The organism is Streptomyces rubiginosohelvolus, assembly GCF_014649875.1.
Lineage (GTDB): Bacteria > Actinomycetota > Actinomycetes > Streptomycetales > Streptomycetaceae > Streptomyces > Streptomyces rubiginosohelvolus.
On sequence record NZ_BMTW01000015.1, the window covers coordinates 85,276 to 111,562 of the forward strand.

Genomic DNA, 26,287 nt, shown 5'->3' on the forward strand with positions numbered 1-26,287 from the left:
CGACGGCGGAGTGCCGATGGATGCGGAAGCAGGGGCTGGATGAGGCTAGGCGCTGTCGGCGACATCATCGCGGAGCGGGGAGGCGTCCGTATCCCGTTCCGGGGAAAGGCGCTCCGAAGCCGCGGCATGGAAGGCCGCGAGTCCGTCCGTGAGCGCGGCGAGGTCGGCGGGAGCCATCCGCTCCAGCACGGCGTTCAGCTCGGCGGCGCGCAGGGCCCGGTATTCTTCGAGGAGGGCGCGGCCACGAAGACTCAGCCGCAGTTCCAACTCGCGTCGGCTGGTCGGGCTGGGTGCACGCAGCACGAGCCCCATCGCCTCCATCCGGTCGCAGAGCCGGCTGACGGAGGGGGCGCGCGAGCCCAGGGCTTCCCCCAGGGCCCGCAGATTGGTGCCTTCGTGCTTCTCGATCACCAGAAGGGCACGGAGCTGGGAGGGCGATACGGTTCCCGAAGCGGCGGATTCCTGGCCCCGGCCCCACAGCACCTCCAGCAGCTCCGAGGCGGCGACGGCGTAGACGGACGCCTGTTCGCCATTGCGGGGGCGGAATCCTCGGTGGGGCATTCAGCCACTCTGTCACCCGTCAGCCCTACTTGTCAGCCCGGGCCCGGCCCTTACCACGTAGCAGGACGAAGAATGCGCGAGAGACCGTGAACAGACGAACCCACATCGAGGCCGCAGTGCGGGCCGCCGCGCCGCACGCTCTGCTGGCCGCCCTGCGCGCCGAGCTCATCAGCGCCTACGGGGCCCTCGCGGTGGAGCTGCACCTCGCCGACTACGGTCTGCGGGTCCTCACCTCGCTGGACGGGCCCGACGGCGAGAGCGAGCCGCTGTCCCTCCACAACAGCCCCGAGGGCCGGGCGTTCGGCAGCCAGGAACCCCGTGAGCAGCAGGTCCGGCACGACGACGCCGTCGATCACCACCTGCCCGTGACCGTCCGGGGCGAACGGCTCGGCATCCTCACCGTCCGGCTGCCCCAGACGCTGTCCACCCCGGAGCTGGTCGGCGAGCTGACCCACGTCGCCGACCTGCTGGGACACGAGATCCTGGTCGCCGAACGGGACACCGACCTGTATCAGCGCGCCCGGCGCACCAGCCGTCTCACCCTGGCCGCCGAGATGCAGTGGCAGCTGCTGCCCGCCCGCGCCTGCACCGCCGCCGAGTTCGCCATCGGGGCCCAGCTGGAGCCCGCGTACGCCATACACGGCGACAACTTCGACTGGGCCGCCGACGGCGACGAGCTGACCCTCGCGGTGACCAACGGCATGGGCGAGGGCATACAGGCCTCCCTCCTCACCAACCTCGCCGTCAACGCCCTCCGCAACGCCCGCCGGGCCGGCATCGGCATCGCGGACCAGGCGGCCCTCGCCGACCAGGCCATCTACGACCAGCACCGCGGCGCCTCCCATGTCTCCACCCTGCTGCTCCGCTTCGAGCTGGCGACCGGCCGCGTCGGCGTCGTCGACGCGGGATCGCCGCAGCTGTGGATGCAGCGCGGCCGCTCGGTCCATCGGATGGAGCTGGAGGCGCAGCTGCCGCTCGGCATGTTCGAGGAGTCGCAGTACACGGTCCAGGAGTTCCACGTCGAGCCCGGCGACCGGCTGCTGCTGTTCAGCGACGGCGTGTACGACGCGGTGTCCCCGCTCGGCGAGGCCTACGGGGACCGCATGCTGGCCCGCGCCATCCAGTCGACCCGGCTCCTGCCCGCCGCCACCGTGCCGCGCGCGATCCTCGCCGAACTCGCGGAGTACCGGATCACGGAGACGCTCGACGACGCGCTGGTCCTGTGCCTGGACTGGTTCGGCCGGCAGAAGGACTGACCGGAAGGGCTGACCAGGAGACAGGGCTGACCGGCCGGCCGGATACTCCCTAGGGCGCGTCGAAGGCGCGGCGGGAGGCCTCGATGTGGCCGATGTGCTCATGGGTCCAGTCGCACATCACATGGACCGTCCGGCGCAGGCCCTGCCCCGGCTCGGTGAGCGTGTACTCGACCCGCGGGGGCACGGTGGGGTGGACGCACCGCTCGACGAGTCCGTAGCGCTCCAGCATCCGCAGGTTCTGGGTGAGCATCTTGTGGCTGATGCCCTCGACCTCGCCCCGCAGCTCGCTGAAGCGGAGAGTGCCCTCGCCCAGGGCCTCGATGATCAGGAGCGCCCACTTGTTGGCGACGTCGGAGAAGATCTCGCGCGCCAGCGAGTCCGCGCGCCGCAGATCCGCGTCCTCGGGCGAGCCGCTGAACTGTTTGGTCACCATGAGGTTCCCCTGTCACCCAAAAGTGCGTTCTTCCTTGTCGACGCACACTCTCCTACGGTTCCTGAGTAACCACAAGTGACCGGTAACCGTCCGGTCCGGTGGAGAACGGGGGCACGGCCCCCAGGACGAGGAGGCGAGAGGTATGGCCATCACCCTGGTGAACCCGAGCGGACTGCCGGAGATCGGCGCCTACCGGCAGGTGTCGGTCGCGACCGGATCGAAGCTGGTCTTCATTGCCGGGCAGGTCGCCTGGGACGCGGACGGCGCCACCGTCGGTGCGGGCGACCTCGCCGCGCAGGTCGAGCAGTGTTACGTCAACATCGGCACGGCCCTCACCGCGGTCGGCGGCACGTTCGCGGACGTCGCGAAGCTGACCGTGTACGTCGTGGACTGGACGCCCGAGAAGATGCCGCTGTTCCTGGAGGGCGTGGCCCGGGCCGCAGCGCGACTGGGGACCACCCCCGTACCGCCCGGCACGCTGGTGGGCGTCGCGGCTCTGGACGTCCCCGACCACCTGGTCGAGGTCGAGGCCACCGCCGTCCTCGACTCCTGAGAAGGGAGCCGGCCGTCAGGGGGGAGCCGGCCGGGCTCAGGTGCTGAGCTGGAACTCCGCGCGGATCCGCTTGCCCACCGGCACCCGCTCGGCGGTGAGCCGGTCGCAGAGCGCCACGACGATCTCCATGCCGTGGCCGCCGAGACGGGACGGGTCGGGGGCGTACAGCACGGGCATCGCGGTGCTGCTGTCGTACACCGTGACGCTGATGCGCTCCGCGTTGCCCTCCAGCTCCAGCATGTAGGGCCCGTGGCTGTAGCGGTCGGCGTTGGTCACCAGCTCACTGACGGCCAGCATCAGATCGCTGCGCGTGTGCTCGCCGATCCGGGCGAGGCACTCCACCGTGAGCCTCGTCAGGAAGCGGTCGGCGAGCGCACGGGCCAGCGCGATGCAGCCAGGCTCGCCGTCGAAGACCTCGGCGCTGAGCAGTACCTCGGCGGAGGGCGGTACCTCGACGGAAGCCGGCGCCTGACCCGGTTCTTCCGGTGGGGAGGTGACCTGTTCGTTCATGTGCTCCAGCCAGGGCGCCGCAGTGAGGTCGGAGACCTTTTCCGCCAATCGTCTACCCGTGGCGAACGATCCCACTCCAGGAGATCCGGACCGATCCTACGCACGTCCGGGCAGCCGCACCACGGTCACGAAGAACTCGTCGATCTGGCGGACGGCCGCGATGAACTGGTCGAGGTCCACCGGCTTCGTCACGTAGGCGTTGGCGTGCAGCTTGTAACTGCGCAGGATGTCCTCCTCGGCCGAGGAGGTGGTGAGGACGACCACGGGGATGAGGGCGAGTTCGGGGTCGCCCTTGATCTGCTCCAGCACCTGCCGGCCGTCGTACTTGGGCAGGTTCAGGTCCAGCAGCACCAGGTCGGGGCGGGGGGCCTCGGCGTACTCGCCGCGTCGGTAGAGGAAGTCCAGCGCCTCCTGCCCGTCGCGCACGACGTGCAGGGTGTTGCGGATCTTGTTGTCCTCGAAGGCCTCACGGGTCATCAGCTCGTCGCCGGGGTCGTCCTCGACGAGCAGGACCTCGATGGGCTGCACAGGGGTGTTCACGAAGCGTCTCCCGACTGGCTGGTGAGCTGGGCGTGAGCGAGCAGCTCCGCCGTGGTGTGGGTGGGCGCCTCGGGCGCGACGGGCAGGGTGAAGTGGATCCGGGTGCCTTCGCCTGGTTCGGGCTCCAGCCAGATCCGGCCACCGTGGAACTCGATGATCTTCCGGCAGAGTGCCAGACCGATGCCCGTGCCGTCGTACTCGTCCCGGGCGTGCAGCCGCTGGAAGATGACGAACACCTTGTCCGCGAACTCGGGCGCGATCCCGATCCCGTTGTCCGACACGGTCAGGTGCCAGTTCTCGTCCTCGCGCTCGCAGTCGACGGTGATCCGGGGCGGACGGTCGGGGTGGCGGAACTTCACCGCGTTGCCGACGAGGTTCTGCCAGACCATGGTGAGGGCGGTGGCGTCCCCGACGAGCTCCGGCAGCTCCTCGGGCCGTTCGACGACCGCCCCCGACTCCTCGACCGCCGTGGCCAGATTGCCCAGGGCACGGTCGAGCGACCGCCCCAGGTCGACGGGCTTCCAGCTCTCGTGGACCCGGCCCACCCGCGAGAAGGTCAGCAGGTCGTTGATGAGCACCTGCATGCGCTTGGCGCCGTCCACCGCGAAGGCGATGTACTGCTTGCCCCGGTCGTCCAGCTCCGTCCCGTACCGCTTCTCCAGCAGCTGGCAGAACGAGGCGACCTTGCGCAAAGGCTCCTGAAGGTCGTGCGATGCGACGTACGCGAACTGCTCCAGCTCGGAGTTGGAGCGGCGCAGTTCCTGCGTCTGGTCCGCCAGCAGGTCTTCCCGCTTCTGCGTCTCGGCCAGCTCGTCGGAGAGCCGCTGGCGCATGTTCTCCACGGCCCCGGCCACGGCCTGGACGTCGGAAGGGCCCTCGATCTCGATCCGGCGGTCGAAGGTGCCCGAGCGCACCGCCTCAGATGCCGCACGCAGCCGGTTCAGCGGCATGCCCACCACCCGGTGCAGCAGGACGCTCAGCGCCACGATGGTCAGCACGAGAACGCCGAGCAGGATGCCCACCACCCAGTCGCGGGTGGAGCGCGCGGCGTTCAGGTCGGCCCGCGCCCGGTCACGGGCCTCGGCCAGATGCCCCTGCTGGGCGGTGTAAGCGCGCCGCAGGCTGTCGAACTCCGTCTTGCTGCTCTGGAGCTGCGCGGTGGTGCCGGAGCGGCTGGGACCGCCCTCCCGCACCGCCGCGATCAACGGCTCGGCCTTGTCCCGCCGCCACCGGCCGGCTGCTGCCTCGATGGCGTCGAGGTCATTCGTGAGTCGCTCGTCGTCGCCGACCAGCTCCCGGGCCTGAGCCAGCCGCTCCAGCTCTGCGCTCTTCCCTGCCTCGTACGGCTCCAGGAAGGAGCGGTCACCGGTCAGGGCGAACCCCCGGACCCCCGTCTCCTGGTCGAGCAGGGCGTTCTGCAGCTGGAAGGAGACCGATCGCGCCGGCTGGATACGGTCCACCAGCTCGTCGGTGCGCTCCGACATCCGGGACAGCACCAGTCCGCCGACCACCAGGCAGCCGCAGACGACCACGACGAAACCGCCGAGTATCAGATGGACCCAGGACTGCACCGGCAGCCGAGCGGCGAGGCTCGTTCCCGGTGTCCCCTTGGTGCTGTCAGTGCTCATCGTCTTCCGATCCCCAGGCCAGGTGCAGTACGGCCACATCGTCCGCGAGCCCGCCGTACGGCGCGGCCCCCTCGGCGGCTCCCGCCACCAGGGCGTCGACGAACGCGGAGGCCGGCAGATGCCCGTTGTCCTGCGCCATCGCCAGCAGCCCTTCTTCGCCCAGGCGGCTTTCCGGTCCGTCGCGCCCCTCGAAGAGGCCGTCGGTGAAGAGCACCAGGCCCGCTCCGGGCGACAGCGGAATGTCCACCGTCGGCCATCGGCCCATTCCGGGCAGCAGCCCGAGTGCCATGCCGCCTTCCGGCTCGACCCACGTCACACCGGTGCCCTGGCGCAGCAGCAGGCCGGGGTGACCGGCCCGCAGGATCTCGACGCTTCGCCGGTCCGGCGGGAACACCAGGGAAGTGACCGTGGCGAACACATGCGCGTCCGAGCGCTCGGCGACCAGGATCTCCTCCAGCAGGGCGATCTGGTCGACGTGGGACGTGCCGCACAGTACGGCGGTACGCCAGGCCACCCGCAGACACACACCGAGCGCGGCCTCGGCCGCACCGTGCCCGGAAACATCGCCGATCACCGCGTGCACCGTGCCGTCCGCGGTCTGTACGACGTCGTAGAAGTCACCGCTCAGCAGCCCGTGGACACGACCCGGCTCGTAACGGGCGCGGGCCCGGAACAAGTCGTCCCGCAGTAGCGGTACGGGCAGCAGACCACGCTCCAGCCGGGCGTTCTCCTGGGCCATCAGCTGGTTGGCGCGCAGTGCCGCGGCGGCCCGCTCGACCTCCTTGCGCTGCAGGGCGTAGCGGATCGCGCGCGACAGGATCTCGGGGCCCAGCCGGCCTTTCACCAGGTAGTCCTGGGCGCCTCCGGCGACCGCGCGGAGCCCGGTGCCCGAGTCCTCCAGGCCGGTGAGGACGACGATCGCGGCCTCGCCGTCGGTCTCCAGGATCTGACGCACGGCGTCCAGGCCGTGGGCGTCGGGAAGATGAAGATCGAGCAGCACGCACACCGGCGCGGTCGAGGCGCGCAGGAACGTGCGGGCCTCACCCAGTGTCTTGCACCAGGTGAGGGCGGAGTCCAGCTCGCTGTCCGAGAGCATCTCCTCGACGAGCAGCGCGTCACCGGCGTCGTCCTCGACCAGCAGGATCGTCGCGGTCCACAGCGGAGACTCGGGATGGTGGGGGATGCCGACCTGCTGGGTCGGGATACCGGGCGCGCCCGCAGGAATCTGCGATGTGCCCACGGGTGACTCGGTCAAGCCTTCACCCTCTCGTGCGACGGCACGGTGCGTCCGGCCTGATCGTCGCAAAGCATATGCGAGGGATACGTCCCGTCGGCCCCCGCCCGGAAGAGCGGACGGCACGAAGCCGCCCGCCCGTAGGGGCGGACGGCTTCGGACTCGGGACGGGACCCGAACGGTGTGCGGGATCTCACGCCTCGACGCTCATACCCTTGCGCAACTGCTGGACGATCCGGCTGAGCAACCGCGACACATGCATCTGGGAAACGCCCAGCTCAGCCCCGATCTGCGACTGCGTCATCTCCGCCCCGAACCGCATCTGCACGATGCGGCGCTCCCGGTCGTCGAGCTGCTCCAGCAGCGGGGCCAGGGTGTGCAGGTTCTCGACGGTCTCCATGCCCGGATCCGCCTCGCCGAGCACATCGGCGTACGCCCGCTGCTCCTGGCCGGAGTCGCTGTCCGCGGACGGGGTGTCCAGCGAACCGGCCGAGTAGCCGTTGGCGGCCACGAGCCCCTCGATGATCTCCTCCTCGGGGAGGTCGAGGTGGGCGGCCAGCTCCTTGACGGTGGGGTCGCGGTCGAGCTTGGCGGAGAGCTGCTCCTTCGCCTTGGCCAGGTCCACGCGCAGCTCCTGGAGCCGCCGCGGCACGTGCACCGACCAGGTGGTGTCGCGGAAGAACCGCTTGATCTCCCCGACGATGTAGGGCACGGCGAAGGTGGCGAACTCGACCTCGCGGGAGAGGTCGAACCGGTCGATCGCCTTGATCAGGCCGATCGTGCCGACCTGGATGATGTCCTCGGTGTCGTCGCCGCCGCGGTTGCGGAACCGGGACGCGGCGAAACGCACCAGGGAGAGGTTCATCTCGATGAGGGTGTTGCGCGCGTACTGGTGCTCGTGCGTGCCCTCCTCCAGCGTCTGGAGGCGGTCGAAGAAGATCTTGGAGAGGGCGCGGGCGTCCTGCGGGGCCACCTTCCCGGCGTCCTCGATCCAGGGCAGCTCCCCCGTGACGTCCGCTGCCTGCGTGCCGATCCGGCCGTCGCTCAACTGCGCCGTACTTCCGGTGGCTCGCGCCGACATCGTCGTCATGATGACGCCCTCCCTGTTGACCAGTGCATGTGTGTCGGACCAGCGCCTGCCCCGCCTTCGCGAAGTCATGCACATCTTTTTCAGATTTCTTCGATCGCCCTCCGGACGCCCCGCCTGCGGCACCCGTTCGCCCGAACGGAGCAGTGGCCCGCGCATGGCAAACTTGAGCGGGGTGTTTCGGCCTGCGGTGACCCACGACCCGCGGCGAGAAGATGACAGAGGAACGGCAATGACGGTGACAGAGGACAGCCCGGAGTTCGCTCCCGGAATCGAGGATTTCGGTCCCGGAATCGACCCGGAGCGGCTGGCCGTCTGCCTGAGCGTGCTCGACGAGCTCGACAAGATCGAGGTGGACCACCCGGACGCGATCCTCGTCCGCCGTGCCACCGCCGGGATCTACCGCACCGTGAAGCAGCGCCGCCGCCAGGAGCGCCGCGCCGCCAAGACCGCCCACGACCGGGCCGTCACCGAGGCCACGGCGACCGGCTCGGCCGAGCGCATCGACGACGAGACGCAGGGCGTGCTGCCCTCCTCCTCCGCCCAGGCCGAGATCGCGGGCATCCTCCAGCGGCCCAGGTCCTGCTACATCTGCAAGACGCGGTACGTCGAGGTGGACGCGTTCTACCACCAGCTCTGCCAGCCCTGCGCCCAGGAGAACCGCGCCCGCCGCGACGCCCGTACGGACCTGACCGGACGCCGGGCGCTGCTCACCGGCGGCCGGGCGAAGATCGGCATGTACATCGCGCTGCGGCTGCTGCGCGACGGCGCGCACACCACCATCACCACCCGCTTCCCCAACGACGCGATCCGCCGCTTCAAGGCGATGGAGGACAGCGACGAGTGGATCCACCGGCTGAAGATCGTCGGCATCGACCTCCGCGACCCGGCCCAGGTCGTCGCGCTGGCCGACTCCGTCGCCGCCGAGGGGCCGCTGGACATCCTGATCAACAACGCCGCCCAGACCGTGCGCCGCTCCCCGGGGGCCTACAGCGAGCTGGTGAGCGCGGAGTCGGCGCCGCTGCCCGCGGGCGAGCTGCCCGCCGCCGAGGTCATCGGCACCTTCAACAGCGGTTCGGTCGACCGGGTCGCCGCCCTGCCCAGCGCCCGCAAGGAGGGCCTGAGCGCCCAGGAGGTCACCGACCTCGCCCTGGTCACCGGCTCCGCATCGCCGGCCCGGATCGCGGCGGGCACCGCGATCGACGCGGGCGGCCTCGTACCCGACCTGCACGACACCAACAGCTGGATCCAGACGGTCGACGAGGTCGAGCCGATCGAGCTTCTCGAAGTCCAGCTCTGCAACTCCACCGCACCGTTCATCCTGATCAGCCGACTGCGCCCGGCGATGGCCGCGACCGCAGCGAAGCACGCGTACGTCGTCAACGTATCGGCGATGGAGGGCGTCTTCAGCCGTGGCTACAAGGGCGCGGGCCACCCGCACACCAACATGGCCAAGGCCGCGCTCAACATGCTGACGCGTACCAGCGCCCAGGAGATGTTCGAGAAGGACGGCATCCTGATGACGGCCGTGGACACCGGCTGGATCACCGACGAGCGCCCGCACCCGGACAAGATGCGCCTCGCCGATGAGGGCTTCCACGCCCCGCTCGACCTGGTCGACGGCGCGGCCCGGGTCTACGACCCGATCGTGCGCGGTGAGGGCGGAGAGGCCCTCCACGGCTGCTTCCTCAAGGACTACGCCCCGGCGAACTGGTAATCCCGACGGCCCAACCGGCCCGACGGTCTCCGCGCGGCGGCCGGGAACCCGGCCCAGGATGATTCCTGGGCCGGGTTTTCGCTTACCCGGTGGCCGAAAGTGACCTACCGCACACGTTCTATCGAGCGCGGAGGCGCTCATTTGGTTACGCTGATGCGAACGGACGTCATCGAGGGGCCCACGAAGGTTCCTCGACCGTCCTGGGACACGGTCGGTAACCCGGCCGCTGTTCCGCCCCGAACCGGCGCCACCGCGACCGACATATCACCATCCCTGCCCCGCTCGGGGCGGTCGCGCTCCGGCATCGGTGCCGGAGCGTCGGCGACGCCCTGGGTGACGCGACACAGAGGAGTGCGCGGTGACGACACCGGAACTGACCGAACGCGAAATGCGCCCCGCCGAACGGACCTCGGGGCGGCCCGGCCGCCCCGAGAAGCTGCGGAACATCGAGGTCTGGGCCAGGTCCGCCCCGATCCGGCTCGCCGGATACGAGGACGACCTCGCCGAGCCGCACATCCTGCCCGGCATCGACTGACCCCCGAGGCTCTCTAGCGCGACCCGCGGCCCGTCCCCCCGCTCTTCCGCTCCGGCGGCAGCGGCCGGGAGACGGGCCGCAGGAATTCCCGGACGTAGGTGCGGTGCCACCAGCATCCGGTGGCCCGCAGCTCCCGGAGCCCGGTGAACCGGTAGCGGAACACCCGGGCGCGCACCTGGCGGGGCGGCCCGTCGGGGAACGGGTTGTGGCCGAGCAGCCGGAGCGTGTCCCGGTCGCCCTCCAGCAGTCGCTCGGTGAACGGTCCGAACCAGGAGCGCGCGTACGCGGGGGAGAGCGCCGCGAACCACATCATCCAGTCCAGCCGCAGGTGGTACGGGGCGAACAGACGCGGCAGCCTGCGCGGATCGCCCGGCTTGCCGCGGAAGCCGTACTCCCGCCACTCGGTGCCCTCGTGCACCACCGGATCGGCGCTGCCCTCCACCACGACCTCCAGCCGCATCCGGCTGATCGAACCGAACGCGCCATAGGTGTTGACCAGGTGCAGGGGATCGTAGGACCGGTTCATCGCCTGCCGCCGCGAGACCAGATTGTGCGCCGGGCGGTAGCTGAGCACCAGCACCAGGGCGGTCACGGCGATGACGACCACCTCGTACCAGAGGGGCGGCGCGGCCTGGGCCGGCGGCGGCCCGGCCAGGGGAGTCCAGTCGATCACGGAGAGCGCCAGCGCGATCGTGAGCCAGTTCAGCCAGGCGAAGTTCCCCGACAGGACCAGCCAGAGCTGGGTGAGGACCATCAGTCCGGCCGCCGCGCTCGCCACGGGCTGCGGGGTGAACAGCAGGAAGGGCACCAGCAGCTGCGTGACATGGTTGGCCGCCACCTCCACCCGGTGCACGGGCCGGGGCAGATGGTGGAAGAACCAGCTCAGCGGCCCCGGCATCGGCTGGGTCTCGTGGTGGAAGTCCAGGCAGGTCAGCTCCCGCCAGCACGCGTCGCCCCGCATCTTGATCAGCCCCGCGCCGAACTCCACCCGGAACAGCAGCCACCGCAGCAGCCACAGCACCAGGACCGGAGCGGCGGTGTCCCCGGTGCCGAGGAAGACCGCCAGGAACCCCGTCTCCAGCAGCAGCGACTCCCAGCCGAACCCGTACCAGACCTGCCCCACCTGGACGATCGACAGATACAGCACCCACGGCAGCGCCCAGAGCAGCATCCCGCCCCACAGCGGCAGCAGACCGTCGAGACCGGCGATCAGCGCCACCGAGACGGCGCAGCCGCTCCAGGCGACGGCGGCGAAGAGGCGGTCCGAGTAGTGCAGCCGGAAGAGCCCCGGAGCCGCTCGCCAGGGGGTGCGCCGCAGCAGGTCGGGGACGGGCAGCATGCCGCGCTCGCCGATCAGCGCCCGGAACTGGAGCGCGGCGGAGAGGAAGGCGACCAGATAGACCACGGCCAGGGCCCGCTGGAAGATCAGCCGGCTCAGCCAGTAGCCGTCCGCGGTGAACCACTCCATCCCTGCCAGTATCGGCCGACGGGCGGCCCGGGGCTCCCCGCCGGCCGCGACCGGCGGTTCCCGGGCCCCTCCGCCCGCGGGCCGCGCGGGTCAGCCCGCCGCGACGATCCGGCGGAGCGTACGGCCGAGCCTGCGCGCGTACCAGTGCTGCACGACCGGCACCAGCGGCCCGGCGAGCCGGGCGTACCAGGAGGCGGGGCGGGAGAACGCCAGGACGGTGAACCACACCGTGCCGTCGTCCGCGAGGTCCACCACGAAGCATTCCTCGCCGCGTTCCGGATGCCCGGCCAGGGTGCCGTAGCCGAAGCCGGTGCGGCCGTCCTCCCCGTACGCCGTCCAGATCACCTCGCACGGGGCGGTGAAGCGCAGCGGGCCCAGGCCCAGGGAGACCCGGACGCTTCCGCCGGGCTCCGCGCGCCGGGCCGAAGCCTCCACCCGGGCGCCCGACGCACGGTGCATCCGCCACTCGGTGATCGCCGCGCCGGCGGCCGCGAAGTCCGCCGCGCCCCGGCCGACCCGGGTGCTGTGGTGGAGGTGGTGGTAGCCCCGGGGGAGCGGGCCGAGGCGGGTCGCTCCGACCTCCGGGTAGGTGAGGGTGCTCATGCGGTCCTGCCTTCGGTGTGGGTGCGGACGGCGGCGCGGGAGGCGTCGTGGGTGTGGATGCGCCGCCAGGCCAGCAGCGAGCAGAGCGCGAAGCCCAGCGCGTTGCCGAGACCGTGGGTGGCGGCCATCCAGGTCAGGGTGGGGTGGGGGAGCCCGGTCGCCTCGCCGAGCGCCCAGCTCAGCGCGAGCAGCATCGTCGCCACCAGGACGGCGGCGGAGGAGAGCAGCAGGAGCCGTGTCGTCCGGTCGCGCCCCTCCTCGTGCCCCATGCGCCAGGTCAGCAGCCCCACGGTCCACATCCCGGCCGTCAGGACGACGGCCCCGGCGAGTTCGGCCCAGTCGCCGATGAAGTACCCGACGAGGACGATGAGGGTGCCCAGCGGCACGCTCAGCGCGGCGAAGCGGCCCGCGGGACCGTCGGAGACCCGGCAGACCAGCCCGGCGATCAGGGCGGCGGCGAATCCGGCGAAGTGGAAGTGCGGCACGGTCAGCGCCAGGATGCCGAGATCGAACCCGAACAGCTCGTGCCCCGAACGCTCGGCGACCAGCGCGGTCGCGGCGACGGCCGGGGTGACCAGCGCGGTGAGCAGGGCGATGCCGGCCGGGTCGAGGTTCCGGCCCCGGGCCGCCCGGCGCGGGGCGTGCAGGGCGAGCAGGACGGTTCCCGCCGTGTAGACGCAAGCGAGCGCCGTGGCCGTGGCGCCGCGCGGCAGCCAGAGGGCGAGCGCGCCCGGCGCGGCGAAGAGCGGCCAGAGCCGGCGGATCCGCTCCAGTTCCGGCTGCTCGGTCAGCCGCAGACCCGCCGGCACGACGACGAGCATGCCCAGCATGACGATGACGTTGACCAGTGCGGACATGACTTCCCCCCTTGTTTGAACGTGTTCAACTCTCTGGTGTGAGCGTAGAGGATCAATTGAACGCGTTCAAGACGGGGGCGACGGCCGGCTGTCCGCTTGCGGGTCCGTGCCGGGTGCGGCACAGATAGGTGACACCGAACCGTTCCTCCGGGACAGGCAGGAGAGCTCTGTGCGCTCACAAGGACGATTGCGGCGTACCGCGCTCGCCGCGCTCTCCGCCGGGGTGCTGCTCGCCGTCGCCGGCTGCGGCGAGGGCGGCGACCGCACGGCGAAGGGCACCACGGGCACCGCGGAGGCCAAGGACGTCCTCCTCCAGCCGCTCGCGTCCCCCGGTCCCGGACCGTTCACCGCGTCCACGGCGCGGGCGGCGGACTCCCCGTCCCCCACCGGCGCACCGGACGACGAACCGGACTCCGGCACCCGTACGGTCCATCCGGTCTCCGGCGCCGTCCCCGGGCTCTACGGCGGTACCCGATCGGTCGCCGCCTGCGATGTCGAGAAGCAGACCACCCTCCTGACGGACGACAAGAAGAAGGCGAGCGCCTTCGCCGAGGCGGCCGGCATCGAGGCCGTGCAGATCCCGGGCTATCTGAAGTCCCTCACCCCCGTCGTCCTGCGCGCCGACGCCCAGGTCACCAACCACGGCTACAGCGCCGGATCGGCCACCGCCTTCCAGGCTGTGCTCCAGGCGGGCACCGCCGTCCTCGTCGACAGCCGCGGAATGCCCCGGGTCCGCTGCGCCTGCGGCAACCCGCTGGGCCCGCCCGTGGTCGCCGACGGCAAGGTCGCCCACCGGGGAGAGCGCTGGCCCGGCTACGACCCCGCGCGCATCGTGGCCGTCGAACCGGGCGTCAAGGCGGCCACGAGCCTGATCATCGTGAACACCGACGACAACAGCTGGATCGAGCGGGCCATGGGCGACAGCGGCGGCCGTGACCGGGTGCCGGACGACCCGCCGCCCTTCGAGCCCGACGCCGACCTGCTCTTCCCGTCCCCGGGCCGCCCCTCCGAGCCCCCGTCCCCGGACGCCACCCCGTCCGACCCGGCTCCCTCCGAGCCGGAAGCGCCGACGGACCCCGGCCCCGACGAGTCGTCCGACGACTTCGGCGACCCGCCGCCCGAGGAGCCGTGGGAGTACGAGGAAGGCATCCCGGAGGAGGTGGCGCCGGAGCCGACCCAGGTCTTCCCCGCCGAGCCGGAGCAGCCGGACGTGCCGGACGCGCCCATGGAGCCGGACGCGCCCATGGAAGCGGATCTCGGCGACGTGTTCGCCGGCTGACCGGCCGAGGCCCGAGCGGCGGACGCGGACAAGAGGAATAGGAAAAATGGTGGCAGAGTGGCCCACATGGATGATCGGGTAGCGGGTGCCCTGTCGCTCCCCGAAGACTGGCCCGCCCACCCGGACCTCAGCCTCGCCCTGAACCGTATGGGCAGCTTCGACTGGGATCTCGACACCGGCCTCATGCACATGGACCGGACCGCCCTGGACGTGTTCGACCTGACCCCGGACGAATACGACGACCGGCCGGCCTCACTGTCGCCGCGCGTGCCGACGGACGAGGCCCAGCGCCTGGACGGGCTGGTCTCGCACGCCCTGAAGAGCGGGCGCACCAACTACGGCGCGTACTTCCGCATCCAGCGGCGCGACGGCACCCTGCGCTGGACCCACACCCAGGGCTTCGTCCGCCGGGACGGGACCGGACGCCCGCGCCGGATCATCGGGATCGTCCGCGACGCCACCCAGGAACTGGCCGACTCCACCGCCCGCCGCGAACTGGACGAGGAGCGCCGCCGGCGCACCAGCCTGGTCGAGGGCACCACCGCCGCCCTGGCCCACGCCCGTACGGTCAAGGACGTCATCGCCGTCCTCAAGAACTCCCAGGGCCTCGCCCACCTCGGAGCCACCAGCCTCGTCATGGGCCTGCTGGAGTCCGGCCGCATCCACCTGGTGGCCGACGGCCCCGAAGGCGCGTACGTCCCCGGCACCCGGTACACCCGGGTGGACGAGCAGTACCCGATGAGCGAAGTGGTCCGCACGCTGTCGCCGCGCTTCATCGAGTCCGCCGAGGACTTCGCCGCCTCCTATCCGATCCTGTGGCCCAACATCAGCCACCTCGGGATCACCTCCGCCGCCTACATGCCGCTGATCGCCCAGGCCCGCCCGATCGGCGCGCTCGGCCTGCTCTACCGGGACAAGGGCGGCTTCACCGCCGACGAACGCAATCTGCTGATGGCGCTCGGCACGTCGATCGCCCAGAGCCTCCAGCGCGCGATGCTCTACGAACAGGAGCACGACCTCGCCGAGGGACTCCAGCAGGCCATGCTGCCCCGCCGGATCCCGTCCGTGCCCGGGGCGCAGGTCGCCGTCCGCTACCGCTCGGCCCGCCTCGGCCGGGACATCGGCGGCGACTGGTACGACCTGATCCCGCTGCCCGGCGGCCGGGTCGGCGCCGTCATCGGGGACGTCCAGGGGCACGACACCCACGCCGCCGCCGTCATGGGGCAGCTCAGGATCGTGCTGCGCGCGTACGCCGCCGAGGGGCACAGCCCCGCCACGGTCATGGCGCGCGCCTCCGTCTTCCTGCACGAACTGGACACCGACCGCTTCGCCACCTGCACCTACGCCGAGGTCGACCTCACCACGGGGGTCGTGCAGGTGGTCCGGGCCGGGCATGTGGACCCAGTGGTGCGGGACGTGGACGGGAGCTGCCGCCGCGTGGTGTCCGAGGGCGGTCTGCCGCTCGGGCTCTCGGCGGAGTTCGGCCGGCTGGAGTATCCGGTCTCCACGGTCGAACTGGACCCCGGCCAGACGATGATCCTGTTCACCGACGGCCTCGTCGAACTGCCGGGCTCCGACCTCGACGAAGGGATGCAGCGGCTCACCTCCCTCGTCGCCAACGGCCCCCAGGACCTGCAGAAACTGGCCGACCAGCTCTGCGACGCGGTCGACGGGCGCGGCGGCCAGGACGATGTCGCGGTCCTGCTGCTGCGCCGCCGGGCCGCGCACGCCCCGCAGCCGGGCGGCCGGCTCCAGCAGCACGTCGCCCAGAACGACCCCGAGGCGCTGAGCTCGTCCCGGCACATGATCCGGGCCGCGGTCCGGGCCTGGGGCGCGAAGGACCGGGCCGACGAGATCGAGCTCGCGGCCGACGAGCTGATCACCAACGCGCTCATGCACACCGACGGCGGTGCCGTCGTCACGATCCGGGTGCTCGCCGGAACCGAGCGACGGCTGCGCGTCGACGTCGAGGACCGCTCCAGCGCCCTGCCCCGGCGCCGCGACGCGGGGGAGGACGGGGTGTCGGGGCGTGGCCTGATGCTGGTCGACCGGCTGGCCGACGTCTGGGGCGTGGAGTCGCGGGGCAGCGGCAAATGCGTGTGGTGCGAGTTCCTCATCCCGACCCGCTGAAGGCCGGCCCCGGGGCGTCCCGTTCGCGCGCGACCGACGCACCGATGTAACAGTACGTAATATGTCTGTGCTTGACCGTGACCGACCGCAAACGATTGACTGCGAGGGGCCCGCCCACCACCGCCCCGCCGCTTCGACGACATGAGGCCCCCGTTGAGTACCGAGCTTCTCGCCCCGCTCGACCTTGCTTTCTGGCACCTCGAATCGGATGCCCATCCGATGCACCTGGGCGCGCTCGCCGTCTTCGCCCCGGCGCCCGGCGTCGGCCCGGAGCGGATCCTCGACCTGCTCGGGACCCGCGCCGCCGCGATCCCCCGGCTGCGCATGGGCGTACGGGACGTCCTGCTGCCGGTCGGCGGCAAGGCCTGGACGGTGGACAAGGACTTCGACGTGCACCGGCACGTCGAGCGGGTCGTCCTGGCCGACGGCGACTTCATGGCCGGGGCCACCCGGCTGGCCGGCGAACTGATGGAGCGGCCCCTCGGGCGCGGGCTGCCGCCCTGGCGGATGTACCTGATCTGCGGCGCGGACGGCGGGCCCTTCGCCGTCCTGGTGAAGCTGCACCACGCCCTGGCCGACGGCATGCGGGCGGTCGCCATCGGGGCCGGGATCTTCGACGAGATCGCCGCCGTCACCAGCGCCCGCACCAGCGCCCGGGGCCGCACCGCCGTTCCTCCCCGCTCCTGGCTGCCCGACCCCCGGGAGATGGCGGGCATGGCGCTCGGGCGGATCGGCGAGGTCGGCCGGGCGCTCGGCGTGGGGGCCTCCGTCGTCCGCGCCGGCCGCCTCGACCTGTGGGGCCCCTCCGCCCTCACCGCACCCTCCAGCGGTACGCGGCGCCTGGCCACCGCCGAACTCGACGCCGGAGACCTCCAGCGGATCCGGCGCGCCGAGGGCGGCACGGCCAACGACATCCTCCTGGCCGTCGTCGCCGGGGCGCTGCGCCGCTGGATGGCCGAGCGCGGCGAGTCCCTGCCCGCCGCCGACCCGCGCGCCCTGGTGCCCGTCTCCCGGCGCCGCCCCGGCGGGGCCGCCGCCTCCGGCAACCGGCTCTCCGCCTATCTGCTGGGCCTGCCGGTCACCGCGGCCGACCCGCGTGACCGGCTCCGGGCGGTCCGGACCGCGATGGACCGCAACAAGGCGGCGGGCCCCCTGAAGGGCGCCGGAGCCGTCGCCGTACTCGCCGACCAACTGCCGCCGCTGGCGCACCGGTTCGGCGCACCGCTGGCGGCCAACGCCGCGCGCATGCTGTTCGACGTGCTGGTCACCAGCGTGCCGCTGCCCCGCTCCGCGCTCTCGCTGGGCGGCTGCCCGCTGACCGCCCTCTACCCCATGGCGCCGCTGGCCCGGGGCCAGTCCCTGGCGGTCGCCCTGTCCACCTACGGCGGGCGGGTGCACGTGGGCCTGGTGGCCGACGGCAAGGCCCTGCCCGACCTGGACCGGCTCGCCGCGGCGGTCGAGGACGAGTTCACGGAGCTGTACGCCCTCGTCGTAGGCCCGGACGGCACACCGGTGTCCTGACAGGCAGCGGCGCACCGGCTGCGGCAGGCTTGAGCCATGCCCGAACTGCCCGAAGTCGAAGCCCTGCGGGTCTTCCTCGACGACCACCTGGTCGGCAAGGAGATCGCCCGTGTGCTCCCCCTGGCGATCAGCGTCCTGAAGACGTACGACCCGCCGCTGACCGCCCTGGAGGGCACGAGGGTCACCTCGGTCGCCCGGCACGGCAAGTTCCTCGACATCGAGGCGGGCGGACTCCACCTGTGCACCCACCTCGCCCGGGCCGGCTGGCTCCGCTGGAAGGACTCCTTCCCCGCCGCCCCGCCCCGGCCCGGCAAGGGCCCGCTCGCCCTGCGCCTGGTGACCACGGACGGCGACGGCTTCGACCTGACCGAGATGGGCACCAAGAAGAGCCTCTCGGTCCACCTCGTCCACGACCCCATGGACGTCCCCCGTATCGCGACTCTCGGCCCCGACCCCCTCGCCGACGCCTTCGACCGCGACACGTTCGCCGCGCTGCTCGCCGGGGAACGCCGCCAGATCAAGGGCGCGCTGCGTGACCAGTCGCTGATCGCGGGCATCGGCAACGCCTACAGCGACGAGATCCTGCACGTGGCGAAGATGTCCCCGTTCAAGCGGACCGCCGACCTCGGCGAGGATGACGTCACCCGGCTGTACACGGCGCTGCGCACCACCCTGCGGGACGCCGTGGACCGCTCCAGCGGGGTGGAGGCGGGAAAGCTCAAGGCGGAGAAGAAGACCGGGATGCGCGTCCACGGGCGGACCGGCGAGTCCTGCCCGGTCTGCGGGGACACCATCCTGGAGGTCTCCTTCAGCGACTCCTCGCTCCAGTACTGCCCCACCTGCCAGACGGGCGGGAAGCCACTGGCCGACCGCAGGCTCTCGAAATTCCTCAAGTAGCGGCGATCCGCGTTCCCGAAGTGACCCGGGGGCTCACCGCGTCACCGTCACCAGCCGCCGCCCGTCCGCCGTGCGCACTTCGAAGTGGTCGATGCCCTCCGGCCGCAGCGCCGCCCCGCCCGACACCTCCACCGGACCGTCCTCCGCGCCCCCGGCCGACCAGCTGCCCACCGTCTCCTCGCTGCCGTCCCGGCCCACCGCGACCAGCGCGCACACCCCCACCGCCGGAACCCGCGCCACTTCCAGCGCGACCGCCGTCCCCCACTCGCGCCCCGCCGCTGTCACGACGGCGGCCACCCCCGACGCCCCGTCCGTGCCGGACCACCGCTGCGTGCCCGCCCCCTCCGCCGGACCGCCCGACAGCCCGGCCACCGCCGCCGGGCCGGACACCGCCAGCACCACCGCGGCCGCCACCAGCGCGAGCCGCCGCCGGCCCGCCCTGCGCCGCCCCGCCGCCACCGCGGCCGCCAGCCGCTCCGCGAGCCCGGGCCCCGGGGCCACCGGCGGCCCCACCACCGCCAGACCGTCCCGCACCCCGGCGAACTCGCCGGCCCGCACCCGGCACCCGGGGCAGTCCGCCAGATGCTCCTCGAAGCGGAAGGTGTCGGCGCTCCCGAGCACACCCAGCGCATAGGCCCCCACCCGGACGTGGGGTTCGGTCGTCTGCATGTACTGCGGTACGGGAACAAGCCGCGCATCACTCACGCCATCGGCCGCCACAGGTCCTAAACTCCGGCCCATGCTGCGCGTACTCGCCGTCGACGACGAACAACCCGCCCTGGAGGAGCTTCTCTATCTCCTGCGCGCCGACCCCCGTGTCCGCAGCGCCGAGGGCGCCACCGGTGCGACCGAGGCACTGCGCCGCATCGGCAGCGCGGTGGACGCGGGCCCCGACGACCCGTCCGCGATCGACGTGGTCTTCCTCGACATCCACATGGCCGGTCTCACCGGGCTCGACGTCGCCCAGCTCCTCGCCGGATTCGCCGCGCCCCCGCTCATCGTCTTCGTCACCGCGCACGAGGGCTTCGCCGTCCACGCCTTCGACCTCAAGGCCGTCGACTACGTCCTCAAACCGGTCCGCCGCGAACGCCTGGCCGAAGCCGTCCGCCGGGTCGCCGAACAGGTGGGGGACCGGTCCGCACCCGTCCACGACAGCGCGGGCGACCAGATCCCGGTCGAGCTCGGCGGCGTCATCCGCTTCATCCCCATCGACGAGATCGCCTACGCCGAGGCGCAGGGCGACTACGCCCGCCTGCACACCGCCGGCGGCAGCCATCTCGTCCGCATCCCGCTGACCACCCTGGAGGAGCGCTGGCGCTCCCGCGGCTTCGTCCGGATCCACCGCCGCCACCTCGTGGCGCTCGGCCGGATCGACGAGCTGCGCCTGGACGCGGGCAGCATGAGCGTGCGCATCGGGGAGGCCGAGCTCGCCGTCAGCCGCCGCCACACCCGCGCCCTGCGTGACCTCCTGATGCGCCAGGGCGGCCGCTGAGAGAAGCCGTAAGGCAGCCGCTGACCTGGGGAGACCTTCCGGCAGCCCTTCCCAGCACCATCCGGCGACGCCTACACTCCGAGCCCATGTCCGCAGAGCCAACCCCCCGGCGCGAAGTGGTCACGGGAGAGCCGCGGCGGGTGCGCCCGCTGCCCCGTTACCGCACCCAGTCGGAGATCGACGAGCAGACCGCCCTCGGCGGCGCCTACGTACGCTCGCTGATGCGCGGCCAGCTGCGCGCCGGGCTCACCGTCTTCGGTGTCCTCGCCCTCGTCGCGGGCACCCTGCCGCTCCTGTTCGCCGCGCTGAACAGCTCCGCCCTGGTCTGGGCGGTCCTCGGCTTCGCCACCTACCCGCCGCTCACCCTCGCCGCCTGGTGGTACGTCCGCCGGGCCGAGCGCAACGAACGCGACTTCGCCCGGCTGGTGGAGGGCCGCCCCGCCCCGTGAGCGCCCCCGACCACATGGCGTCCTGGGTGGCGGTCGCCCTCGTCGTCCTCGCCACCGTCCTCGTCGGCGGCTTCGGCCTGCGCATCTCCCGTACGACCTCCGACTTCTACGTCGCCTCCCGCACCGTGCGGCCCCGCCTCAACGCCGCCGCGATCAGCGGCGAATACCTCTCGGCCGCCTCCTTCCTCGGCGTCGCCGGACTCGTCCTCGTCCACGGCCCCGACATGCTCTGGTACCCGGTCGGCTACACCGCCGGATATCTGGTGCTCCTGGTCTTCGTCGCCGCACCGCTGCGCCGCTCCGGGGCGTACACCCTGCCGGACTTCGCCGAGGGCCGGCTCGAATCACGGCAGGTCCGCCGCCTGGTCAGCGCCCTGGTCGTCGGGGCGGGCTGGCTCTACCTCGTACCGCAGCTCCAAGGCGCCGGGCTGACGCTGAAGATCCTCACCGGAGCTCCGGGCTGGCTCGGGGACGTCCTCGTCGCCACCGTCGTGGCGGCCGCCGTCGCCGCGGGCGGCATGCGTTCCATCACCTTCGTCCAGGTCTTCCAGTACTGGCTGAAGCTCACCGCCCTCCTCGTCCCCGCCCTCTTCCTGGTCCTCGCCTGGCAGGGCGACGGCCGGCCCCGGGTCAGCTTCGACGACCAGCTCGCCGTCTTCCGCGCCGACCACCCGCTGTACGCGACGTACGGGCTGATCGTGGCGACCTTCCTCGGCACCATGGGCCTGCCGCATGTCGTCGTCCGCTTCTACACCAGCCCCAACGGCCGCGACGCCCGCCGCACCACCGTCGCCGTCCTCGCCCTGGTCGGTCTCTTCTACCTGCTGCCGCCGATCTACGGGGCGCTCGGCCGGCTCTACACCCCCGAACTGCGGTACGGGGGAGACGCGGACGCCGCCGTCCTGCTGCTGCCCGCCCGGGTCATCGGCGGACTCGGCGGCGACTTCCTCGGGGCGCTGATCGCGGGCGGGGCGTTCGCCGCGTTCCTGTCCACCGCCTCCGGTCTCACCATGGCCGTCGCCGGGGTCATCACCCAGGACGTCCTGCCCTCGCGCGGGGTACGCCACTTCCGGCTCGCCACCGTCCTCGCCATCGCCGTGCCGCTCGTCGGCTCCCTGCTGGTGAGCCGGGTGCCGGTGGCCGACGCGGTGGGCATGGCCTTCGCCGTCTCCGCCTCCTCCTTCTGCCCGCTGCTCGTCCTCGGTATCTGGTGGCGGCGGCTCACCCCGCCCGGGGCCGTCGCGGGGCTCCTCCTCGGCGGCGGGTCCGCGCTCCTCGCGGTGGCCATCACCGTCAGCGGTGCCGTACGTCCACCGGGCTGGCCGCACGCCCTGCTCGCCTGGCCCGCCGTCTGGTCCGTCCCCGTCGGCTTCCTCGCGATGATCCTCGTCTCGCTCGCCACCCCGGGGCGCATTCCCCCGGGCACCAACGCCGCCATGACCCGCTTCCACCTCCCCGAAGCGCTCTCCTCGGCGCGGGCCGCCGCGGGGAGGGAGCGATGACCGGGGCAGCCGTCGCCGTCGTGGTCGTCCTCGCCGCGCTGCTGGTCGGCGCCGGCTATCTGCTGGGGCGCCGCACCGCCCGCCCGGTGCGCCCCAGCGACGTCGGCACGCCCGTCGAGCACGCCACCTTCGAGACCCTGCACACCGCGTCGCTGGCCGCCCCGCCGCTGCGGGCCGGGCTCACCGAGGAGAGCGCCCGGCGGGCCGCCCGCAGGCTGCGCTCCCTCCTCGGCACCGACGCCCTCTGCCTCACCGACCGGGAGCGGGTGCTGGTCTGGGACGGGGCGGGACACCACCACGGCAAGGACGTGATGGAGCATCTGCAGGTGCTCCTCGACAACGGCCGCGACACCGCCTTCGACAGCGGCTGCGGCGACCTCGACTGCCCGCTGCGCTGGGCCGTCGCCGTCCCGCTCACCGTCGAGAACCGGGTCTTGGGCGCGCTCGTCGCCTACGCCCCGCGCGAGTCGGCGGTGCTGGCCCGGGCGGCGGGGGAGGTGGCGCGCTGGGTCTGCGTCCAGCTGGAACTGGCCGAGCTGGACCGCTCCCGTACACAGCTGATCGAGGCGGAGATCAAGGCCCTGCGGGCGCAGATCTCCCCGCACTTCATCTTCAACTCGCTCGCCGCCATCGCCTCGTTCGTCCGCACCGACCCCGAGCAGGCCCGCGAACTGCTCCTCGAGTTCGCCGACTTCACCCGCTACTCGTTCCGCCGGCACGGGGAGTTCACCACTCTGGCGGACGAACTGCACTCCATCGACCAGTACTTGGCCCTGGTCCGCGCCCGCTTCGGCGAACGCCTCTCCGTGACCCTCCAGGTCGCCCCCGAGGTGCTGCCGGTCGCACTCCCGTTCCTGTGTCTCCAGCCGCTGGTGGAGAACGCCGTCAAGCACGGCCTCGAAGGGGCGGTCACCCGCAGCCGGATCACCATCAGCGCCCTGGACGCCGGTTCGGAGGCCGAGGTGGTCATCGAGGACGACGGGACCGGGATGGACCCCGAGCGGCTGCGGCAGATCCTGCGCGGCGAGGGCGGCACCTCCACCGGCATCGGCCTGCTCAACGTGGACGAGCGGCTGCGCCAGGTCTACGGGGACGACTACGGGCTCGTCATCGAGACCGGGGTCGGGGCGGGCATGAAGATCACGCTGAGGCTCCCCAAGTACCGCGCGGGCGTGCACGGTTCCTGAAGAAGGCCGTCAGCACAGATGGACGCCGTCAGCACAGATGGACGGCCAGATGCCCCAGCGGCAGCCCCAGCTGCCAGGCGGGCGTCCAGATCCGGACTTCCTGGTCGTCGTCCGCCGGGTCGGCCGGGGCCTCCCAGGGGGCGGGGCCGATCGCGTCCAGGTCCGCCGCGAGCAGTTCGGTCTCCTCCAGCCAGCGCCAGGCGGCCCGGGCCAGCGCCAGATCGGGATCGCCGGGCTCAGCACACCGCTCCGACTCCGCAAGACGCTCGCAGATCCAGCTGCGCCAGGTGCCCTCGTACGCCGTGAGCACGCGCAGTTCGTCGACCCGCGGCTCGGGCAGGGCGTGCGGGGCTGGCGCGTCCCGGGGGAACTCGCAGAGGAACATCGTCAGCGCGAGGGCGTCACGCCCCGCCCGGAACTCCAGCGTCGTCGGCTCCATCAGATCGCCGGTCCGTAACAGCTCGTCGGCCAGGTACTCGGTGGTCAGCCAGGTCATCGGCACCCGGAGCCCGTTCCCACCGGCCTCATCCGTATCCTCGGGACGCATCCCGTCTCGCCTCTTTCCTTGTTCGGTACCGGGCTTCACGCAGCATTGAACCGGGGGCGGGCGCCCCGCGTGGGCAGAAGGGGAGGATCGCCCAGGAGATGCGAGGCTGCGAATGAGTGCCGACCCCGGCGACGACCCGCATGTGCGCCCGCTGCTGGGGGCGTACGTCCTGGACGCCCTGGACGCCGAGGAGACCTGCCGGGTCGCCCGTCACCTCCAGGGCTGCGACGGCTGCGCCCGGGTCTATGTGGAGGTGGTCGAGGCCTCCGCCCTGTTGGCGCTGCTCCGGGCGGAGGACCTGCGGGAGTAGCCGGGCAGGGTGCGCGCGAGGACCCGCAGGGCGTAGTACGAACGGGACTTGACGGTCCCCGCCGGGATCCCGAGCACCTGGGCCGTCTCGCCGACGCTCAGCCCGCGGAAGTAGATCTGCACCAGCACCGCGCGGTGCTCGGGGCTCAGCGTGCGGACCGCCTCCCGGACGTCCAGGGTGCGCACCGCGCGGTCCGCGGTGTCCAGGGCGTCCGGGGTGGTCTCCAGCACCGTGTCGCTCACCTCGACGGGGCGGGCCTGGCGGGAGCGCCGCGCGTCGATGGCGAGGCGGCGGCCGACGGTGAACAGCCACGGCCGCATCGAGTCGTAGGGCGCGTCGAACGCCTCGGGGTGCTGCCAGGCGCGTACGAGGGTCTCCTGCACCAGGTCCTCGGCCCGCTGCCGGTCCCCGAAGGTGAGGCCGAGGAGGAAGTGGAACAGTGCGGGGCCGTGTTCGCGCTGCAACTCCGCCAGGGTCCGTTCGTCGGTCGTCGTGGTGGTCTTCATGAACGTCCTCTCCCGCCGAGGCCCCTGACGGCCGCGTTGCCGACTGGCGTATACGAACGCATTCGACGGCGCGGGAACAGGCGGTGCACCGAGGCGTGCGACGAGCGGTCGCTCAGTGCGGCGAATGGTGCGGTGAACGGTCGAGGGGCCGTCGGGGTCGGCCGGTACGACCAGTTCAGCTAGGTATGCGGCAATGCTCCTTGCTTATGCGGTATGAAAATCTATGTAGTCGGATGGTCGTAATCATCCGAACATGGAGTCGAGCAGATGACGCAGCGCATCCGACCGGGCACCGTGGCCGCCATCGCCCTCCTGCTCGCCGCGGCCACCGGCTGCACCGGGCAGCAGCCCACGGCCCCCGCGCCGAGCGGGCCGCCCGCCGCCCGGGGCGCGGGCGGCCAGGGCGCCGACGGGCCCCGCCCGTTCACGCTCCTCGCCGCCGGCGACGTCCTGCCGCACTCCTCCGTCATCGACCAGGCCGCCGCCGACGCGGGAGATGCCGGCTACGACTTCGCCCCGATGCTGGCCGGTGTCGCCCCGGTCGTCTCCGGAGCGGACCTGGCGTTCTGTCATATGGAGACGGTGTACGGGAAGGAGGGCGGCCCCTACACCGGCTACCCGAGCTTCAAGTCGCCCCCCGAGATCGCCACCGCCCTGCGCACCACCGGATTCGACTCCTGCTCCACCGCCTCCAACCACACCCTGGACGACGGGGCCGAAGGGGTCCGGCGCACGCTCGACGCCCTGGACGAGGCGGGCGTCCGGCACGCCGGTTCGGCCCGCACCGCCGCCGAGGCCGCCCGGCCCACGATCCTGCCCGCCGGACCGGGGAAGGGCGCGGCCAAGGTCGCCCACCTCGCGTACACCTACGGAACCAACGACATCCCGCTGCCCGCCGGCCGGCCCTGGACGGTGAACGTCACCGACGAGCGGAAGATCGTCGAGGAGGCCAGGGCGGCCCGCCGCGCCGGCGCCGACGTCGTCGTCCTCTCCACCCACTGGGGCACCGAATGGCAGGACGAGCCCGACGCGCAGCAACGGGAACTCGCCGAGCGGCTCACCGCCTCCACCGACCGGGGCCGCCCCGACATCGACCTCATCATCGGCACCCACGCCCATGTGCCCCAGGCGTACGAGAAGGTCAACGGCACCTGGGTGGTCTACGGCATGGGCGACCAGATCGCCGGAGCAATGATCAACTACGAGGGTGCCCAGGACCCGCGCGGCAACCAGAGCTCGATGGGCCGCTTCACCTTCACGCCGCCCGCGAAACCCGGTGAGCGCTGGAAGGTGAAGAAGGCGGAGTTCGTCCCGCAGTGGTACGACACCGTCACCGGACGCGCCGTCAACCTCAACGCCTCCCTCGGCTCTTCCGGCGAGGAGGCTGAGCAGCTGCGCGAGGTCCGCGACCGTATCCGTACCGTCGTCCTCGGCCGGGGAGCGGACGAGGACGGGCTCCTCATGGGCAAGTAGCGGTCGTCGGCG

At 72.2% G+C, this 26,287-nt stretch carries 27 protein-coding genes; 14 read left to right on the top strand and 13 right to left on the bottom strand.

Features of this window, described 5'->3' with window-relative positions; all coding sequences use genetic code 11:
- Positions 1-45: 45 nt before the first annotated feature.
- The gene (locus IE134_RS27170; RefSeq protein ID WP_030719253.1) at positions 46-561 is read right to left on the bottom strand and encodes a MarR family winged helix-turn-helix transcriptional regulator; all 516 of its coding nucleotides are present in this window, start codon (positions 559-561) and stop codon (positions 46-48) included.
- Positions 562-647: 86 nt separating this feature from the next.
- Between IE134_RS27170 and IE134_RS27175 the strand changes: the two genes are divergently transcribed.
- Positions 648-1,817, top strand: coding sequence for a PP2C family protein-serine/threonine phosphatase (locus IE134_RS27175; protein ID WP_030719251.1), 1,170 nt, complete (start codon positions 648-650; stop codon positions 1,815-1,817).
- Positions 1,818-1,866: 49 nt separating this feature from the next.
- Here the strand turns inward: IE134_RS27175 and IE134_RS27180 are convergent, their stop codons facing one another.
- On the bottom strand, positions 1,867-2,250 hold the full coding sequence (locus IE134_RS27180; RefSeq protein WP_030584634.1) for a winged helix-turn-helix transcriptional regulator: 384 nt from the start codon (positions 2,248-2,250) through the stop codon (positions 1,867-1,869).
- A gap of 142 nt (positions 2,251-2,392) precedes the next feature.
- Between IE134_RS27180 and IE134_RS27185 the strand changes: the two genes are divergently transcribed.
- On the top strand, positions 2,393-2,803 hold the full coding sequence (locus IE134_RS27185) for a RidA family protein (RefSeq protein ID WP_126931906.1): 411 nt from the start codon (positions 2,393-2,395) through the stop codon (positions 2,801-2,803).
- Between the two features lie 36 nt (positions 2,804-2,839).
- Here IE134_RS27185 and IE134_RS27190 read toward each other — a convergent pair whose 3' ends face one another.
- From IE134_RS27190 to IE134_RS27210, 5 genes are all read right to left on the bottom strand, one after another.
- Positions 2,840-3,313, bottom strand: a complete 474-nt coding sequence (locus IE134_RS27190; RefSeq protein WP_030719246.1) for an ATP-binding protein — start codon at positions 3,311-3,313, stop codon at positions 2,840-2,842.
- Positions 3,314-3,409: 96 nt separating this feature from the next.
- Positions 3,410-3,853 (bottom strand): response regulator, encoded by a 444-nt coding sequence (locus IE134_RS27195; RefSeq protein ID WP_010058886.1) that lies wholly within the window; start codon positions 3,851-3,853, stop codon positions 3,410-3,412.
- Complete coding sequence (locus IE134_RS27200; protein ID WP_030719243.1) at positions 3,850-5,481, bottom strand: sensor histidine kinase; 1,632 nt, start codon at positions 5,479-5,481, stop codon at positions 3,850-3,852. Before IE134_RS27200 ends, IE134_RS27195 begins: the two co-directional genes overlap by 4 nt.
- Positions 5,471-6,736 (bottom strand): PP2C family protein-serine/threonine phosphatase, encoded by a 1,266-nt coding sequence (locus IE134_RS27205; RefSeq protein ID WP_098018605.1) that lies wholly within the window; start codon positions 6,734-6,736, stop codon positions 5,471-5,473. The genes IE134_RS27200 and IE134_RS27205 overlap by 11 nt, the downstream gene beginning before the upstream one ends.
- 172 nt (positions 6,737-6,908) lie before the next feature.
- The gene (locus tag IE134_RS27210; RefSeq protein ID WP_030719237.1) at positions 6,909-7,805 is read right to left on the bottom strand and encodes an RNA polymerase sigma factor SigF; all 897 of its coding nucleotides are present in this window, start codon (positions 7,803-7,805) and stop codon (positions 6,909-6,911) included.
- Between the two features lie 229 nt (positions 7,806-8,034).
- Between IE134_RS27210 and IE134_RS27215 the strand changes: the two genes are divergently transcribed.
- Positions 8,035-9,519, top strand: coding sequence for an SDR family NAD(P)-dependent oxidoreductase (locus IE134_RS27215; RefSeq protein WP_126931905.1), 1,485 nt, complete (start codon positions 8,035-8,037; stop codon positions 9,517-9,519).
- Between the two features lie 358 nt (positions 9,520-9,877).
- Positions 9,878-10,054: a hypothetical protein gene (locus IE134_RS27220; protein WP_010058891.1), complete on the top strand. Its 177-nt coding sequence runs from the start codon at positions 9,878-9,880 to the stop codon at positions 10,052-10,054.
- Positions 10,055-10,067: 13 nt separating this feature from the next.
- On the opposite strand, the gene IE134_RS27225 is transcribed toward IE134_RS27220, so the two are convergent.
- The 3 genes from IE134_RS27225 to IE134_RS27235 all read right to left on the bottom strand — a co-directional run bounded on the left by IE134_RS27225 (position 10,068) and on the right by IE134_RS27235 (position 12,982).
- Positions 10,068-11,522 carry a lipase maturation factor family protein gene (locus IE134_RS27225; protein ID WP_189432011.1) on the bottom strand — a complete coding sequence of 485 codons (1,455 nt, stop codon included), beginning with the start codon at positions 11,520-11,522 and terminating at the stop codon, positions 10,068-10,070.
- 90 nt (positions 11,523-11,612) lie between these two features.
- Complete coding sequence (locus tag IE134_RS27230; RefSeq protein ID WP_030719226.1) at positions 11,613-12,125, bottom strand: DUF1990 domain-containing protein; 513 nt, start codon at positions 12,123-12,125, stop codon at positions 11,613-11,615.
- Positions 12,122-12,982: a YndJ family protein gene (locus IE134_RS27235; RefSeq protein WP_189432012.1), complete on the bottom strand. Its 861-nt coding sequence runs from the start codon at positions 12,980-12,982 to the stop codon at positions 12,122-12,124. Before IE134_RS27235 ends, IE134_RS27230 begins: the two co-directional genes overlap by 4 nt.
- A 169-nt stretch (positions 12,983-13,151) precedes the next feature.
- Between IE134_RS27235 and IE134_RS27240 the strand changes: the two genes are divergently transcribed.
- The 4 genes from IE134_RS27240 (at position 13,152) to IE134_RS27255 (ending at position 18,809) form a co-directional block, all read left to right on the top strand.
- Positions 13,152-14,261: a DUF6777 domain-containing protein gene (locus IE134_RS27240; RefSeq protein ID WP_189432013.1), complete on the top strand. Its 1,110-nt coding sequence runs from the start codon at positions 13,152-13,154 to the stop codon at positions 14,259-14,261.
- A 66-nt stretch (positions 14,262-14,327) separates the two neighbouring features.
- On the top strand, positions 14,328-16,391 hold the full coding sequence (locus tag IE134_RS27245; protein ID WP_030719204.1) for a SpoIIE family protein phosphatase: 2,064 nt from the start codon (positions 14,328-14,330) through the stop codon (positions 16,389-16,391).
- Between the two features lie 153 nt (positions 16,392-16,544).
- Entirely contained in the window at positions 16,545-17,912 is a 1,368-nt protein-coding gene (locus tag IE134_RS27250) for a wax ester/triacylglycerol synthase family O-acyltransferase (RefSeq protein ID WP_098896144.1), read from the top strand.
- 36 nt (positions 17,913-17,948) lie between these two features.
- Positions 17,949-18,809 (top strand): Fpg/Nei family DNA glycosylase, encoded by an 861-nt coding sequence (locus tag IE134_RS27255; protein ID WP_030719202.1) that lies wholly within the window; start codon positions 17,949-17,951, stop codon positions 18,807-18,809.
- Positions 18,810-18,842: 33 nt separating this feature from the next.
- Here the strand turns inward: IE134_RS27255 and IE134_RS27260 are convergent, their stop codons facing one another.
- Entirely contained in the window at positions 18,843-19,478 is a 636-nt protein-coding gene (locus IE134_RS27260; protein ID WP_126931902.1) for a zf-HC2 domain-containing protein, read from the bottom strand.
- A gap of 70 nt (positions 19,479-19,548) precedes the next feature.
- Between IE134_RS27260 and IE134_RS27265 the strand changes: the two genes are divergently transcribed.
- From IE134_RS27265 to IE134_RS27280, 4 genes are all read left to right on the top strand, one after another.
- Positions 19,549-20,301 carry a LytR/AlgR family response regulator transcription factor gene (locus IE134_RS27265; protein WP_030584585.1) on the top strand — a complete coding sequence of 251 codons (753 nt, stop codon included), beginning with the start codon at positions 19,549-19,551 and terminating at the stop codon, positions 20,299-20,301.
- An 86-nt stretch (positions 20,302-20,387) separates the two neighbouring features.
- Positions 20,388-20,750: a hypothetical protein gene (locus IE134_RS27270; RefSeq protein WP_030622898.1), complete on the top strand. Its 363-nt coding sequence runs from the start codon at positions 20,388-20,390 to the stop codon at positions 20,748-20,750.
- Positions 20,747-22,252, top strand: coding sequence for a sodium/solute symporter (locus IE134_RS27275; RefSeq protein WP_030719191.1), 1,506 nt, complete (start codon positions 20,747-20,749; stop codon positions 22,250-22,252). The genes IE134_RS27270 and IE134_RS27275 overlap by 4 nt, the downstream gene beginning before the upstream one ends.
- The gene (locus IE134_RS27280) at positions 22,249-23,439 is read left to right on the top strand and encodes a sensor histidine kinase (protein ID WP_030719187.1); all 1,191 of its coding nucleotides are present in this window, start codon (positions 22,249-22,251) and stop codon (positions 23,437-23,439) included. Before IE134_RS27275 ends, IE134_RS27280 begins: the two co-directional genes overlap by 4 nt.
- Before the next feature lie 28 nt (positions 23,440-23,467).
- On the opposite strand, the gene IE134_RS27285 is transcribed toward IE134_RS27280, so the two are convergent.
- Positions 23,468-23,986, bottom strand: a complete 519-nt coding sequence (locus tag IE134_RS27285; RefSeq protein ID WP_030719182.1) for a hypothetical protein — start codon at positions 23,984-23,986, stop codon at positions 23,468-23,470.
- Between the two features lie 112 nt (positions 23,987-24,098).
- Here IE134_RS27285 and IE134_RS27290 point away from each other — a divergent pair, with 112 nt between their 5' ends.
- Entirely contained in the window at positions 24,099-24,296 is a 198-nt protein-coding gene (locus IE134_RS27290) for a zf-HC2 domain-containing protein (RefSeq protein WP_189432015.1), read from the top strand.
- Here the strand turns inward: IE134_RS27290 and IE134_RS27295 are convergent.
- Positions 24,230-24,802 (bottom strand): sigma-70 family RNA polymerase sigma factor, encoded by a 573-nt coding sequence (locus IE134_RS27295; RefSeq protein ID WP_189432017.1) that lies wholly within the window; start codon positions 24,800-24,802, stop codon positions 24,230-24,232. The two genes, IE134_RS27290 and IE134_RS27295, sit on opposite strands and share 67 nt — an antisense overlap.
- Before the next feature lie 267 nt (positions 24,803-25,069).
- On the opposite strand from IE134_RS27295, the gene IE134_RS27300 reads away from it, so the two are divergent.
- The gene (locus IE134_RS27300) at positions 25,070-26,275 is read left to right on the top strand and encodes a CapA family protein (protein WP_189432019.1); all 1,206 of its coding nucleotides are present in this window, start codon (positions 25,070-25,072) and stop codon (positions 26,273-26,275) included.
- Positions 26,276-26,287: the final 12 nt, after the last annotated feature.

Excerpts from the sequence above, each read along its gene's own strand:
- IE134_RS27295 (WP_189432017.1), bottom strand. The coding sequence starts at position 24,802 with ATGAAGACCACCACGACGACCGACGAACGGACCCTGGCGGAGTTGCAG.
- IE134_RS27235 (WP_189432012.1), bottom strand. The coding sequence starts at position 12,982 with ATGTCCGCACTGGTCAACGTCATCGTCATGCTGGGCATGCTCGTCGTC.
- IE134_RS27225 (WP_189432011.1), bottom strand. The coding sequence starts at position 11,522 with ATGGAGTGGTTCACCGCGGACGGCTACTGGCTGAGCCGGCTGATCTTC.
- IE134_RS27180 (WP_030584634.1), bottom strand. The coding sequence starts at position 2,250 with ATGGTGACCAAACAGTTCAGCGGCTCGCCCGAGGACGCGGATCTGCGG.
- IE134_RS27215 (WP_126931905.1), top strand. The coding sequence starts at position 8,035 with ATGACGGTGACAGAGGACAGCCCGGAGTTCGCTCCCGGAATCGAGGAT.
- IE134_RS27200 (WP_030719243.1), bottom strand. The coding sequence starts at position 5,481 with ATGAGCACTGACAGCACCAAGGGGACACCGGGAACGAGCCTCGCCGCT.
- IE134_RS27210 (WP_030719237.1), bottom strand. The coding sequence starts at position 7,805 with ATGACGACGATGTCGGCGCGAGCCACCGGAAGTACGGCGCAGTTGAGC.
- IE134_RS27230 (WP_030719226.1), bottom strand. The coding sequence starts at position 12,125 with ATGAGCACCCTCACCTACCCGGAGGTCGGAGCGACCCGCCTCGGCCCG.
- IE134_RS27280 (WP_030719187.1), top strand. The coding sequence starts at position 22,249 with ATGACCGGGGCAGCCGTCGCCGTCGTGGTCGTCCTCGCCGCGCTGCTG.
- IE134_RS27190 (WP_030719246.1), bottom strand. The coding sequence starts at position 3,313 with ATGAACGAACAGGTCACCTCCCCACCGGAAGAACCGGGTCAGGCGCCG.
- IE134_RS27245 (WP_030719204.1), top strand. The coding sequence starts at position 14,328 with ATGGATGATCGGGTAGCGGGTGCCCTGTCGCTCCCCGAAGACTGGCCC.
- IE134_RS27185 (WP_126931906.1), top strand. The coding sequence starts at position 2,393 with ATGGCCATCACCCTGGTGAACCCGAGCGGACTGCCGGAGATCGGCGCC.
- IE134_RS27170 (WP_030719253.1), bottom strand. The coding sequence starts at position 561 with ATGCCCCACCGAGGATTCCGCCCCCGCAATGGCGAACAGGCGTCCGTC.
- IE134_RS27285 (WP_030719182.1), bottom strand. The coding sequence starts at position 23,986 with ATGCGTCCCGAGGATACGGATGAGGCCGGTGGGAACGGGCTCCGGGTG.
- IE134_RS27300 (WP_189432019.1), top strand. The coding sequence starts at position 25,070 with ATGACGCAGCGCATCCGACCGGGCACCGTGGCCGCCATCGCCCTCCTG.
- IE134_RS27290 (WP_189432015.1), top strand. The coding sequence starts at position 24,099 with ATGAGTGCCGACCCCGGCGACGACCCGCATGTGCGCCCGCTGCTGGGG.
- IE134_RS27265 (WP_030584585.1), top strand. The coding sequence starts at position 19,549 with ATGCTGCGCGTACTCGCCGTCGACGACGAACAACCCGCCCTGGAGGAG.
- IE134_RS27260 (WP_126931902.1), bottom strand. The coding sequence starts at position 19,478 with ATGCAGACGACCGAACCCCACGTCCGGGTGGGGGCCTATGCGCTGGGT.
- IE134_RS27270 (WP_030622898.1), top strand. The coding sequence starts at position 20,388 with ATGTCCGCAGAGCCAACCCCCCGGCGCGAAGTGGTCACGGGAGAGCCG.
- IE134_RS27255 (WP_030719202.1), top strand. The coding sequence starts at position 17,949 with ATGCCCGAACTGCCCGAAGTCGAAGCCCTGCGGGTCTTCCTCGACGAC.